This is a genomic window from Variovorax sp. LARHSF232 (assembly GCF_052871435.1).
On the sequence record NZ_JBIXJS010000002.1, the window covers coordinates 253,903 to 266,465 of the forward strand.

At 67.2% G+C, this 12,563-nt stretch carries 14 protein-coding genes and 1 riboswitch; of the genes, 12 read left to right on the forward strand and 2 right to left on the reverse strand.

Annotation, left to right across the window (positions count from 1 at the left end; translation table 11 throughout):
• The first annotated feature begins 239 nt into the window (after window positions 1-239).
• From rpmH to ACIPRI_RS06675, 7 genes are all read left to right on the forward strand, one after another.
• On the forward strand, window positions 240-374 hold the full coding sequence (gene rpmH, locus ACIPRI_RS06645) for a 50S ribosomal protein L34 (RefSeq protein ID WP_007834827.1): 135 nt from the start codon (window positions 240-242) through the stop codon (window positions 372-374).
• Between the two features lie 89 nt (window positions 375-463).
• Entirely contained in the window at window positions 464-889 is a 426-nt protein-coding gene (locus ACIPRI_RS06650) for a ribonuclease P protein component (RefSeq protein WP_446620629.1), read from the forward strand.
• Window positions 886-1,185: a membrane protein insertion efficiency factor YidD gene (yidD, locus tag ACIPRI_RS06655; protein WP_446620630.1), complete on the forward strand. Its 300-nt coding sequence runs from the start codon at window positions 886-888 to the stop codon at window positions 1,183-1,185. Before ACIPRI_RS06650 ends, yidD begins: the two co-directional genes overlap by 4 nt.
• On the forward strand, window positions 1,182-2,960 hold the full coding sequence (yidC, locus tag ACIPRI_RS06660) for a membrane protein insertase YidC (RefSeq protein ID WP_446620631.1): 1,779 nt from the start codon (window positions 1,182-1,184) through the stop codon (window positions 2,958-2,960). The genes yidD and yidC overlap by 4 nt, the downstream gene beginning before the upstream one ends.
• Before the next feature lie 78 nt (window positions 2,961-3,038).
• Complete coding sequence (mnmE, locus tag ACIPRI_RS06665; RefSeq protein WP_446620632.1) at window positions 3,039-4,457, forward strand: tRNA uridine-5-carboxymethylaminomethyl(34) synthesis GTPase MnmE; 1,419 nt, start codon at window positions 3,039-3,041, stop codon at window positions 4,455-4,457.
• A gap of 85 nt (window positions 4,458-4,542) precedes the next feature.
• Window positions 4,543-5,010, forward strand: a complete 468-nt coding sequence (locus ACIPRI_RS06670; protein WP_446620633.1) for a Crp/Fnr family transcriptional regulator — start codon at window positions 4,543-4,545, stop codon at window positions 5,008-5,010.
• 13 nt (window positions 5,011-5,023) lie between these two features.
• On the forward strand, window positions 5,024-5,833 hold the full coding sequence (locus ACIPRI_RS06675; protein ID WP_446620634.1) for a hypothetical protein: 810 nt from the start codon (window positions 5,024-5,026) through the stop codon (window positions 5,831-5,833).
• A gap of 13 nt (window positions 5,834-5,846) precedes the next feature.
• Here the strand turns inward: ACIPRI_RS06675 and ACIPRI_RS06680 are convergent, their stop codons facing one another.
• Entirely contained in the window at window positions 5,847-7,832 is a 1,986-nt protein-coding gene (locus tag ACIPRI_RS06680) for a monovalent cation:proton antiporter-2 (CPA2) family protein (RefSeq protein ID WP_446620635.1), read from the reverse strand.
• A 106-nt stretch (window positions 7,833-7,938) separates the two neighbouring features.
• Between ACIPRI_RS06680 and ACIPRI_RS06685 the strand changes: the two genes are divergently transcribed.
• The 4 genes from ACIPRI_RS06685 to ACIPRI_RS06700 are packed head-to-tail and all read left to right on the forward strand — an operon-like array spanning window position 7,939 to window position 10,920.
• Window positions 7,939-8,943: a KpsF/GutQ family sugar-phosphate isomerase gene (locus ACIPRI_RS06685; protein ID WP_446620636.1), complete on the forward strand. Its 1,005-nt coding sequence runs from the start codon at window positions 7,939-7,941 to the stop codon at window positions 8,941-8,943.
• On the forward strand, window positions 8,943-9,494 hold the full coding sequence (locus ACIPRI_RS06690; protein ID WP_446620637.1) for a KdsC family phosphatase: 552 nt from the start codon (window positions 8,943-8,945) through the stop codon (window positions 9,492-9,494). The genes ACIPRI_RS06685 and ACIPRI_RS06690 overlap by 1 nt, the downstream gene beginning before the upstream one ends.
• Window positions 9,491-10,135 carry an LPS export ABC transporter periplasmic protein LptC gene (gene lptC / locus ACIPRI_RS06695; protein ID WP_446620638.1) on the forward strand — a complete coding sequence of 215 codons (645 nt, stop codon included), beginning with the start codon at window positions 9,491-9,493 and terminating at the stop codon, window positions 10,133-10,135. The genes ACIPRI_RS06690 and lptC overlap by 4 nt, the downstream gene beginning before the upstream one ends.
• On the forward strand, window positions 10,132-10,920 hold the full coding sequence (locus ACIPRI_RS06700; RefSeq protein WP_446620639.1) for an SDR family oxidoreductase: 789 nt from the start codon (window positions 10,132-10,134) through the stop codon (window positions 10,918-10,920). The genes lptC and ACIPRI_RS06700 overlap by 4 nt, the downstream gene beginning before the upstream one ends.
• Before the next feature lie 58 nt (window positions 10,921-10,978).
• Here ACIPRI_RS06700 and ACIPRI_RS06705 read toward each other — a convergent pair whose 3' ends face one another.
• Window positions 10,979-11,497: an RNA recognition motif domain-containing protein gene (locus ACIPRI_RS06705; protein WP_446620640.1), complete on the reverse strand. Its 519-nt coding sequence runs from the start codon at window positions 11,495-11,497 to the stop codon at window positions 10,979-10,981.
• Window positions 11,498-11,753: 256 nt separating this feature from the next.
• Window positions 11,754-11,949: riboswitch (yybP-ykoY riboswitch) on the forward strand.
• Window positions 11,950-11,953: 4 nt separating this feature from the next.
• On the opposite strand from ACIPRI_RS06705, the gene ACIPRI_RS06710 reads away from it, so the two are divergent.
• Complete coding sequence (locus ACIPRI_RS06710; protein ID WP_446620641.1) at window positions 11,954-12,517, forward strand: TMEM165/GDT1 family protein; 564 nt, start codon at window positions 11,954-11,956, stop codon at window positions 12,515-12,517.
• Window positions 12,518-12,563 lie beyond the last annotated feature (46 nt).

Genomic DNA, 12,563 nt, shown 5'->3' on the forward strand with positions numbered 1-12,563 from the left:
TCGGCATTGTCTCTTTGCCGGATGTCTGCGATAATTGCGGGTTTTCCTCAGGGCCACAATCGAAAAGAGCGGCGGCGCGGGGAGAACTAGGAAAATGGCCATCGGGGCCAGGCAGCCGGCTTTCTTAGCTTCGAAAAGCTGCCTCAACATTTGGCAAGGCGTCCAGGCGGTGTACCCACTAGTTACCCCACTAGAGGTGCGCGCGGCGGGCCGCAGCCAAGGCAATCAGGAAAGTCATCATGAAACGCACGTATCAAGCATCCAAAGTCCGCCGCGCCCGTACCCACGGCTTTCTGGTCCGCATGAAGACCCGCGGCGGCCGCGCCGTGATCAACGCACGCCGCGCCAAGGGCCGCAAGCGCCTGGCCGTCTGACGGCCCCGCCTGGACATTTCCCGGAGCGACGCGCCGGTACTGGCTGCCTGCCAGCAACACTGCCGACCGTCGTCTTGCGCCAGGACCTCATGCAGCGGCTCCAGACCCGCGCGCAGTTCCAGGCTGTTCTTGCAGGTTCCACCGTGGCGCGCACTCCCCACTTCGCCTTGCACCGTTGTGCACTCGAAGGGCCGGCGCGCGCCGGCGAACCGGCTGCGCCCGCTCTCTTCGAGCCGGCGGCGGCCTGGCTGGGCGCCATGGTGCCCAAGCGCTGGGCCAAGCGTGCTGTCACGCGCAATGCCATCAAGCGACAGATCTACAACGTGAGCGCCGGCTTCGAAGCTGCCATGCCGCAGGCCGCCTACGTGGTGCGCCTGCGTTCCGGCTTCGATCGCAAGGTTTTCCCCAGCGCCACCTCGGACGCGCTCAAGGCCGCCGTGCGCGCCGAGCTCCACCAATTGTTCGAGCGCCTGCTTCATTCAGGCCAAGGTGCTCGGCAGGGGCATGCGCGATGAGCGTTGGTCCCGAAGCCCCCTCGCTGGCGGCGCGTCCACTCATTTTCCTGGTCAAGGGCTACCGGCTGCTGCTGAGCCCCTGGTTGGGCTCGGCCTGCCGTTTCGAGCCGACCTGCTCCGTCTATTCGATCCAGGCGCTGCAAACTCACGGCGCCGCCGCCGGCAGCTACCTCACCCTGCGCCGGCTGGCGCGCTGCCAACCATGGTGCGAAGGCGGCCATGACCCGGTTCCCGCCAAGGGCCAGGGCGGCGCGCTGTTCTCCTTTTTCTCTTCCGACAAGAAGCCTTCTCCATGAACGATATCCGCCGAACCATCCTCTGGGTGATCTTTGGTTTCTCGCTGGTGCTGCTGTGGGACCAATGGCAGGTCTACAACGGGCGCAAGCCGACCTTCATGCCTTCGTCCCAGGTGGCTCACGAGGATGCCAAGAAGCCGGTGGCCCCGGCGGCCGGCGCTGCCAATGACGTCCCGTCGGCCGCGGCCGGTGGCACGGGCGCCGCGGGCGGCACCGCAGCCGCCAGCGTTCCGACGCAGGCGTTGGCCGCACCGGCCAGCCTGAAGGCCGAGGTGAAGACCGACGTCTTCAAGGCGGTGATCAACAGCGACGGCGGAACCCTGTCGCGCCTCGAGCTGCTGCAGTATCTGGACCAGACCAACCAGCATGGCCTGGTGGAATGGTTCAAGAAGCTGATCGGCCAGCCGGTCCCGGTGAACGAGGTCAAGCCCGTCACGCTGATGGAAGACGGCTCGCCCGCCACCCGCTATGTCGCACAGACCGGCCTGCTCAACCCGGACGACAAGGGGCCGCGCTTTCCCACGCACCTGAGCCCGATGCGCCTGAAGGAAGGCCCGCTGACCCTGGCCGATGGCCAGGACACGCTGGAAGTCTCCTTCGAGTCCGAGCCGCAAGGCGGCCTGAAGTACGTCAAGACCTACGTCTTCAAGCGTGGTGACTATTCCATCCGCGTCAAGCACCAGGTGGTGAACGTGAGCGACCAGCCGCGCGATGCCCAGCTGTACCTCCAGCTGGTGCGCCACGGCACCGTGGCGGGCACCACCATGTTCGGCACCAACACCTTCACCGGCCCGGCCTTCTACACGGCGGAGAAGAAGTTCCACAAGGTCGAGTTCGCCGACATCGCCAAGAAGAAGGCCGAAGTGCCGCCGGCGTCCGACAACGGCTGGGTGGCCATGGTGCAGCACTATTTCGTGTCGGCCTGGCTGCTCAACGTGCCGGGCAGCGAAGGCGTGAAGCGCGAGTTCCGCCTGGCCGACCTGGGCAACAACCTCTATTCAGCGGCGATGGTGCTGAACCTGCCGCAGCTGGCACCGGGCGCCACCCAGACGCTGGAAAGCAACCTGTTTGCCGGCCCCGAAGAAGAGAAGAAGCTGGAACAGGTCGCGCCCGGCCTGGACTTGGTCAAGGACTACGGCATCTTCGCGATCATCTCCAAGCCGCTGTATTGGCTGCTGGACCAGTTGCACGGCATCCTGGGCAACTGGGGCTGGGCCATCGTGGCGCTGGTGGTGTTGCTGAAGGCGGCCTTCTACTGGCTCAATGCCAAGGCCTACGCCAGCATGGCCAAGATGAAGGCCATCAATCCCAAGATCATGGAGATGCGCGAGCGGCTGAAGGACAAGCCGCAGGAGATGCAGCAGGAAATGATGCGCATCTACCGCGAGGAAAAGGTCAACCCGATGGGCGGCTGCTTCCCGATCCTGATCCAGATCCCGGTGTTCATCGCGCTGTACTGGGTGCTGCTGTCCTCGGTCGAGATGCGCCACGCGCCCTGGATCCTGTGGATCCAGGACCTCGCGGCACCGGACCCCTGGTTCATCCTGCCGGTCATCATGACCGCCACCTCGCTGGTGCAGACCTGGCTCAACCCGACCCCGCCGGACCCGATGCAGGCCCGCCTGATGTGGATCATGCCGCTGGCCTTCAGCGTGATGTTCATCTTCTTCCCGGCCGGCCTCGTGCTGTACTGGATCACCAACAACGCGCTGTCGATCCTTCAGCAGTGGTTCATCAACAAGCGCCTGGGTGTGCTGGGCGACGTCAAGAAGTAAACCTGGCGCGCGCTGCACGCGCCAAAAACCAAAGGGCCGCGAAAGCGGCCCTTTTTGCTGGAAGAATCCTTCACCACCATGCTTGCCCGCACCACCGACCCGATCGTCGCCATCGCCACCGCGCCCGGGCGCGGCGCGGTGGGCATCGTGCGCGTGTCCGGCGCCAACCTGTCGCCGCTGGTGCTGGCGCTGTGCGGCCGGGCCTTGCGCCCGCGCGAAGCCCACTACCTGCCCTTCCTGGATGCGCAGGGCGGCGCGGTGGACCGCGGCTTGGCCATCCGTTTTCCGGCGCCCAATTCCTTCACCGGCGAAGACGTGCTGGAACTGCAGGCCCACGGCGGCCCGGTGGTGCTGCAACTGCTGCTCGCGCGCTGCCTGGAGGCGGCAGCCGAACGCGATCAGGTCACTGACGCGCCGCGGCTGCCCGGCTTGCGCGTGGCCCAGCCGGGCGAGTTCAGCCAGCGTGCCTTCCTCAACGGCAAGATGGACTTGGCGCAGGCCGAGGCCATCGCCGACCTGATCGACGCCAGCACGGAGGCCGCGGCGCGCAGTGCCAGCCGCTCGCTATCGGGCGAGTTCTCGCGCGAGATCCATGCCGTGCGCGACGCGCTGATCCACCTGCGCATGCTGGTGGAAGCGACTCTGGATTTTCCCGAAGAAGAGATCGATTTCCTGCAAAAAGCCGACGCCAAAGGCCAGTTGACGGCACTTCAGCGGCAGCTGGCGGCGGTGCAGCGGCGCGCGCGCCAGGGCGCGCTGTTGCGCGAAGGCATCAAGGTGGTGATCGCCGGGCAGCCCAATGCAGGCAAGAGTTCGCTGCTCAATGCGCTCGCCGGGGCCGAACTGGCCATCGTCAGCAGCGTGCCCGGCACCACGCGCGACGTGGTGGCGCAGACGATCCAGATCCACGGCGTGCCAGTGCACGTGGCCGACACGGCCGGCCTGCGCGACAGCAGCGACGAGGTGGAGCAGATCGGCATTGCCCGCGCCTGGGGCCAGATCGAGAGTGCCGACGCCATCCTGTTCCTGCACGACTTGACCCGGGCCGATGCGCCGGATTACGCCGCCGGCGACGCCGCCATCCTGGAGTCGATCGCCGCCAAGCTGGCGGTCAGCGTGCCGGTGTTGCATATCTGGAACAAGAGTGACGCTGTGCCGGCAGCGCGATTGGGAAGCGATGGGCGCCCCGGCATTGCCCTGTCGGCCAAGCAGGGCCTGGGTCTCGAGAACCTGCGCGAGCGTCTGTTGGAGTTGGCCGGCTGGCAGGCCGTGCCAGAGGGCGTTTATCTCGCCCGGGCCCGCCACGTGCAGGCGCTGGCGCGGGTTGGCGAGCATCTGGCGCTGGCCGTGCAGCACCTGGCCGCGCAAGATCAAATGCTCGATCTGCTGGCCGAAGAGCTGCGATTGGCGCAAATGGCGCTCAATGAAATCACCGGCGAATTCGGCGCCGACGACTTGCTGGGCGTCATCTTCTCGCGCTTTTGCATCGGTAAGTAGCACATCTTGGTTACATTTGTTGCATTTATGTGCGAACAAGTTTTGGATCGCTCATACTGGCGGGTCACGCAAGGAATTCCTCGATATGTCCTCCACGATCCAAGATCTGTGCCGCGCGATATCGCAGAACACCAGCTATGACGCGTTTGCCCCTGCTCTGAGCGCCCAGCAATGGGAGATGCTGGCCACCTATTTGCAGCCGATGGACCTGCCGCCCGGGCAGATCCTGATCGACCAGGGATCGCAGGATCGCACCGTCTATTTCATTGAAAGTGGCGCGCTCAGCGTGCATGTGATCGGTACCTCCGGACAAATGCAATTGGCCATTCTCAATGCCGGCTCGGTGGTCGGCGAAGGCGCATTCTTTTCGCGCCTGCCGCGTTCGGCCAATGTGATCGCCACCGCGCCGGCCAAGCTCTGGCGCATGACGTCCATCCGCTTTTCGGAAATGGCCAATCGCCAGCCCGCGCTCGCATTGGAAATGACGCTGGCCCTGGGCGCAGTGATTGCCAAGCGCATGGTGAACAAGCCCAAGCGGGTTGCGGTCACTTGAGGAGCCTGCGCGCATGACGGTGTTGTGCGGCGTCTGCAGCGCCGAAAATCGCGACGCGGCCAAATTCTGCAAGGGCTGCGGACGCAAGATCGCGCAGGCCTGGCCGCAGCCGGCGGCCGCCGCCGCCTTGGGTGGAGGCGGCGAAGCTGCCCTGTTGCTGGGCGCTGGGACCGCAGTGGCAGCCCCTGCCGCCCCCACCGCCCCCGCCGCCAAGTCGCGCATGCCATCGTGGGCTGTCGATGAACTGCCTCCGGCGCCCGCGCCGCTGCGTCCCCAGATCGGCAATGGCCGCTGGATCGCGGCGCTGGGCTTGCTGGTTGCGCTGCTGGTGCTGGCGGCCGCCTGGTGGGGCCACCGTAACAGAAGCCCCGAGATTGCCGAGCCGGCGCCGGCCGCCCAAGCCGGGCCGGGGACTGCGGCGCCCGCGCCGACCCTGGCACCCGTCCTGCCGCCGCCCGTCGCGCAGGCGCCACCGAGCGCGGTGCCGCCGGCCGTGATCGCCGAAAAGATCGAACTCGCGCCGACGCCCTCCGAGCCGATGCTGCCTGCCGCGGCCAAGCCGCGCAAGGCGCCGGTCAAGAAGCAGCTCGTGCCGGCCGCCGCCCCCGCTGTTGAAATCGCTCTGCCCGCGGCGCCCGTCCCGGCGCCGGTGCGTGTGCCTTCGCCGCAGGAAACGTGCGGCAATCTCAACTTCATCGCCAAGGCCCAGTGCATGGCGGCGCAGTGCGCCCGCCCCGACGTGACTGGCCACGCGCAGTGCGAGGCGGTGCGGCGCCAGCAACGCCTCGAGGAAGAAAAGCGCAATCCGACGCTGGCCAACTAGGGCCCGCGCCGCTTCAGCCCTGCTGCAACTGGTTGATGGCCACCGCCAGCGCGGCGGGCTTGCCCGACAGCACCAGCGTGTCGCCATCGGCGAGCACGGTGTCCCCCGCCAGCTCGCAGCGCTGGCCATTGCGACGGCGCAAGCTGGCGACGCGCACGCCCAGCGCCTCGAGCCCCAACTCGGCGACGCTGCAGCCCACTGCGCGCGCGTTCGGCGTCAGGGTGAAGCTGTTGAAGCGCTCGTGATCGACTTCGTCGGCATGGTCGTCATCGGCACCGTGGAAATAGCCGCGCAGCAGGTCGTAGCGCGCGTCGCGCTGGTCCTGCACCACACGGATCACGCGGCGCATCGGCACACCCACCAGCGCCAGCGCATGGCTGGCCAGCATCAGGGAGCCCTCGATCGCCTCGGGCACCACTTCGGCGGCGCCGGCCGCCTGCAGCTTTTCCAGGTCGCGGTCGTCCTGCGTGCGCACGATCACCGGCACCTGCGGCGCATGGGCGCGCGTGTTGGCCAGCACCTTGAGGGCGCCGGGCACGTCCAGGTAGGTCACCACCACCGCGCTGGCGCGCGCCAGGCCGGCGGCCATCAACGCCTGCAGCCGCGCGGCGTCGCCGAACACCACCGAGTCGCCGGCGGCAGCGGCTTGCCGCACCCGGTCCGGATCCAGGTCCAGCGCCATGTAGGGAATGCCTTCGCGCTCCAGGATGCGCGCCAGGTTCTGCCCGCAGCGCCCATAGCCGCAGATGATCACGTGCTGCGCCGTGTTGATGGTCTGGCGCGCGATGGTGGTCATCTGCAGCGACTGCTGCAGCCAGTCGCTGGCCACCAGCTTGCGCACGATGGCGTTGCTGTACAGGATGATGAAGGGCGTGGCCAGCATCGACAGCACCATTGAGGCCAACACCGGATTGATTAGCCAGGGCGGCGTCAGGTCGCGCTGTCCCGCCAGGTTCAACAGCACGAAGCCGAACTCGCCGGCCTGCGCCAGGTACAGGCCGGTGCGCAGCGAGACGCCCGTGGTGGCGCCCAGGCCACGCGCCAGCAGGGTCACCAGACCGAGCTTGAAGGCCAGCGGCAGGATCAGCAGCACGCCCACCAGGCGCCAGCGCTCGACCACGACATGCCAGTCCAGCGACATGCCGATGGTGATGAAGAACAGACCCAGCAGCACGTCATGGAAAGGCCGGATGTCGGTTTCCACCTGGTGCTTGAACTCGGTCTCCGACACCAGCATGCCGGCGATGAAGGCGCCCAGTGCCAGGCTCAGCCCGGCCAGCTCGGTCAGCCAGGCCAGGCCCAGCGTGATCAAGAGCAGGTTGAGCATGAACAGCTCTTCGCTGCGCCGGCGCGCCACCAAGGTGAGCCACCAGCGCATCACGCGCGGCCCGCCGTACAGCAGCAGCCCCACCAGGAAGCTTGCCTTCAGCAGGGCGAATGCGAGCGCCTTGAGCAGCATCTCGGGCGGCGCGCCCAGGGCCGGAATCAGCACCAGCAGCGGCACCACGGCCAGATCCTGGAACAGCAGCACACCCATCACCCGCTTGCCGTGCTCGCTTTCCAGCTCGAGCCGCTCTGCCATCAGCTTCACCACCACTGCCGTGCTGCTCATGGCCAGTGCGCCCGACAGGGCCAGCGCCGTCTGCCAGGAAAAGCGCCAGTGCGGCGGCAGCAGCCGGGCCAGCAGCAGCGTGCCGGCGGTGGCGATCACGATGGTCAGCGCCACCTGCAGGAGGCCCAGGCCGAACACATGCTTGCGCATGGCGCGCAGCTTGGGCAGGCTGAACTCCAGCCCGATCACGAACATGAGAAAGACCACGCCGAACTCGCCCAGGTGGCGGATCGCCTCCACGTCCTGCGCCAGCGCGAACGCATGCGGGCCGATCAGAATGCCCGCCATCAGGTAGCCCAGCATGGGCGGCAGCTTCAGGGAGCGGCAGGCCACCACGCCGATGACTGCAGCCAGCAGGTACAACAGCGTGAGGTCGAAGGAGGACATGGGCTGATCCTAGTCGACCAATTCGACGAATCGGGCTGTTGCTCCGCATGAATCAGGCGGCCGCGCCGGCCGGGCGCAATCCCGGCGGGCGCCTAAAATCCAGGCGATGAGCACCCCTACGCCCGACTCCACCCCGGCCTTCGAACCCGATGCGATGCTGCAACGCGCCCGCGTGACCTTCGACATCGAGGCGCAGGCCGTGCTGGGCCTGAAGGAGCGCGTGGGCGCCAGCTTTGTCGAGGCGGTGCGAAGAATCCTGCACGTGCGCGGCCGCGTGGTCGTGATGGGCATGGGCAAGAGCGGCCACGTGGGCCGCAAGATCGCCGCCACGCTGGCCTCGACCGGCACGCCGGCCATGTTCGTGCACCCGGCCGAAGCCAGCCACGGCGACCTCGGCATGATCAAGGCGGTCGACCTGGTGCTGGCCATTTCCAACAGCGGCGAGGTCGAGGAACTCACCACCATCCTGCCGGTGGTCAAGCGCCAGGGCGTGCCGCTCATTGCCATGACCGGCCGCACCGACTCGACCCTGGCCCGGCACGCCGACGTGGTGCTCGACAGCAGTGTCGAGAAAGAGGCCTGCCCGCTCAACCTGGCGCCCACTGCCAGCACCACCGCGCAAATGGCGCTGGGCGACGCGCTGGCGGTTGCCCTGCTTGACGCACGCGGCTTCGGTACCGAGGACTTCGCGCGCTCGCACCCGGGCGGCGCGCTGGGGCGCAAGCTGCTCACCCATGTCAGCGACGTCATGCGCGGCGGTGACCAGGTGCCGCGCGCCACGCCGCAGGCCAATGTGAGCGAGCTGATGCGCGCCATGAGCACCGGCGGCTTCGGCGCGGCCGCCGTGCTCGAGCCCGACGGGCGCGCCGCCGGCATCTTCACCGACGGCGACCTGCGCCGCCTGGTCGAAGGCGGGGTCGACCTTCGCACCGCCCGCGCGCAGGACGTGATGCACCGCGGCCTGCGCACCATCCGCGTCGACGCCCTGGCGGTGGAAGCGGCCGAGCTGATGGAGCAGCATGGCATCACGCGCCTGTTCGTGGTGGACGCTGAGGACAAGATCGTCGGCGCGCTCAACACCAACGACCTGATGCGCGCGAAGGTCATTTGATGGCGGTGCAAAGCTTCAAGCCCGAGACCCTGCTGATGGCGCAGGACGTGCGCGTGGCCTTCTTCGATGTCGACGGCGTGCTCACCGATGGCGGCGTCTATTTCAGCGAGCACGGCGAGACCCTCAAGCGCTTTTCCATCCTGGATGGCTACGGCCTCAAGCTGTTGCGGCGCGCGGGCATCACGCCGGTGGTGATCACCGGTCGCGATTCCAAGCCGCTGCGCGTGCGCCTCGAGGCCCTGGGCCTGGAGCATGTGCGCTACGGCACCGAGGACAAGCTGCCCGCCGCCCAGGCGCTGCTGGCGCAGCTGGGTTTTGCGTGGGCACAGGCTGCGGCCGTCGGTGACGACTGGCCCGATCTGCCGGTGCTTTCGCGCGTTGCCCTGGCGGTGGCGCCGCCCAACGCGCATGTGGAAGTGCGCGCGCTGGCGCATCACGTCACCAGCGCGCGCGGCGGCGAAGGCGCGGCGCGCGAGTTCTGCGATCTGCTGTTGACGGCCGGCGGCCACTACCAGCGCATGCTCGACGCCGCCCGGGGGCCCTCGGCTTGAGTCGCACCCTGCAATGGCTGCGCATCGGCCTCGATCGCGTCACGATCTACTTGCCGATCATCCTGACCGCGGCGCTCGCGATGGGCACCTACTGGCTGGTGCGCAATGCGCCCAAGCTGATGGAACCGCGCGCGCCGGCCGTGGTCACGCACGACCCCGACTATTTCATGCGTGGCTTCGTGGTCAAGCGCTTCTTCGCCGACGGCGAGCTGCGTAGTGAGCTGCGCGGCAAGGAGGGACGGCACTATCCGGACACCGACACGCTGGAAGTCGACGACGTGCGGGTGCGCACCGTCTCGCCCCAGGGCCTGGTGACGCGGGCTTCCGCCAATCGCGGCTTGTCCAACGGCGATGCCAGCGAGATCCAGCTGTTCGGCAATGCCATCGTGGTGCGCGAAGCGGCGCGCGGGGCCGATGGCGAGTCGATTCCGCGGCTGGAGTTTCGCGGCGAGTTCCTGCATGCCTTCACCGACGCCGAGCGCGTCAGCTCCAACAAGCCGGTCGAACTGACGCGCGGCGATGACCGCTTCACCGCGGACTCCATGGACTACGACAAGATATCCGGCGTGGCCAACCTGAAGGGCCGCGTGCGCGGCGTGATCCAGCCGCCGCCGACGCCGGCCGGCGGCAGGAAGCCATGAGCGGTACGCAAGCCCCGCTGGTCTTCATCACCGGCGCCTCCAGCGGCATCGGCCAGGCACTGGCGGCGCGCTACTACCGCGCCGGCTACCGCCTGGCCTTGAGCGCCCGCCGCACGTCCGAGATCGAAGCATGGGCCTTGGAACAGGGCATCGATCGCGGCCGCCTGCAGATCTACGGCGCCGACGTGGCGCAGGTCGACAGCATCGTGGCCGCCGGCCAAAGCTGTATCGCGCGCCAGGGTCTGCCGGACGTGGTGATCGCCAATGCCGGCATCAGCGTCGGAATGGACACGGCCCAGCGCGACGACCTCGGTGTGATGGCGCAGACTTTTGCCATCAACAACCTCGGCTTGGCCGCCACCTTCCACCCTTTCGTCGCGCCGATGCGCGAGCGCGGCGGCGGGCGGCTGGTGGGCATCGGCAGCGTGGCCGCCATCCGCGGGCTGCCGGGGCACGGGGCCTACTGCGCCAGCAAGGCGGGTGTGGTCAGCTTTTGCGAAAGCCTGCGCTGCGAACTGCGAGCGAGCGGTGTCAAGGTGGTCACGGTCTGCCCGGGCTATGTCGACACGCCGCTGACCCAGGGCAACCGCTATGGCATGCCTTTTTTGCTGCAGCCCTCCGAATTTGCCGAACGCGCCTACCGCGTCATCGAGGCCGGCCGCAGCTACCGGGTCATTCCCTGGCAGATGGGCGTGGTGGCCAAGGTGCTGCGCCTCTTGCCCGACACGCTTTACGACCGCGCCGTGCAGGGGCGCGGACGCAAGAAGCGTCGCGGCGAGCAATAGAAAAAGGAAACAAAAAAGGCTCCCGAGGGAGCCTTTTCTTTCTTAGGGGGTGAGCAGATCAGTAGCCGCTGTTGCCGCCACTGCCGCCGCCGAAGCCGCCACGGCCGCCGCTACCGCCGCGTGGGCCAGCGCCGTACGGGCTGCGGAAGCCGCCATCGCCACCGCCGCCGCCGCTGCGGCCGCCACCACCGTAGCCGCCACCACCACCGCCGTAGCCGCCGCCACCACCGCTGCGGCCACCGCCACCGCCGCCGTAGCCGCCGCCGCCACCACCGTAGCCGCCGCCACCACCGCCACCACCGAAGCCACCGCTACGGGGCGGGCGCGCTTCCATGGGACGTGCTTCGTTCACGACGACGCTGCGGCCACCCAGCGGCTGGCCGTTCATGCCGTTGATGGCAGCTTGCGCTTCCGCGTCGCTGCCCATTTCCACGAAGCCGAAGCCCTTCGAGCGGCCAGTGTCGCGCTCCATCATGACCTTTGCGCTGGTCACGGAACCGAATTGGCCGAAGGCTTGTTCTAGGTCACCGTCACGCACCGAGTAAGGCAGGTTGCCGACGTACAGTTTGTTGCCCATCAAGGGACTCCTATAAACACATCAATAAAAGCGATGGAGTCCCGAGAGCGTGACTCGCTATGCAAGCCTCGCGAAACTGTCCGATCACCGATTCCCCTTCCCCGCCGGAAATCAGGGGGTGGGCTCGCGCATTATGGGTGATTTATCGAAATTGCAAGCGGAAAATTGACGTTTGGATCAGGCCATGTACTAAAAAAGAAAAAGTTTGTACTTGCTTACAACGCCTGAGGCCCCGTATCAGCGCCTGCTACAATTTGCGACTGTCATTGGGGAGTAGCCGCCTTCCGACTTGCGAAAGTTGAGAGAAGGGCCCGCGTCAACAGACTTGCTCCTGCCCCCAGCAGGACATGGCGCGCGCAGTGTTCCACCTGGCGAGACCATTGACTATGCAGCTTCGGGAATATGGCCGAAGGGCTGCATGGTCAATCGTGTCCTTCGGCCCAGGATTACTCTCGCATGCAGGCATTTTTCGTCGCCACCGGCATCGTCACCCTGGCCGAGATGGGCGACAAGACCCAACTTCTCGCGCTCGTCCTTGCCTCGCGCTATCGCGGCAAGGCCTGGCCTATCGTCGCCGGCATTTTTGTCGCCACCATCGTCAACCATGCGCTGGCTGGCGCGGTCGGCAGCTTTGTCACCCACTGGATCGGCCCCACGGCACTGCGCTGGATCCTGGGCGGCTCCTTCATTGCGATGGCCCTCTGGATGCTGGTGCCTGACAAGCTCGACGAGGAGGACGGCGCGGCCCGTGGCAAGTTCGGCGTCTTCGGCACCACCGTGCTGGCCTTCTTCCTGGCCGAGATGGGCGACAAGACCCAGATTGCCACCGTGATGCTGGCCGCGCGCTTCGTGCAGGACTACGTCTGGGTGGTCGTCGGCACCACCCTGGGCATGATGCTGGCCAACGCGCCGGTGGTCTTCCTGGGCGAGCGGATCATGCGGCGCGTGCCGATCCGCTGGGTGCATGGCGCCTCGGCCGCCATCTTCGTGGTGCTCGGTGTGCTCATGATCGTCGGCTGAAAAAGGCGGGGCTATACTCGCCCCGCGCCGATTTGCTCCAGCTTGC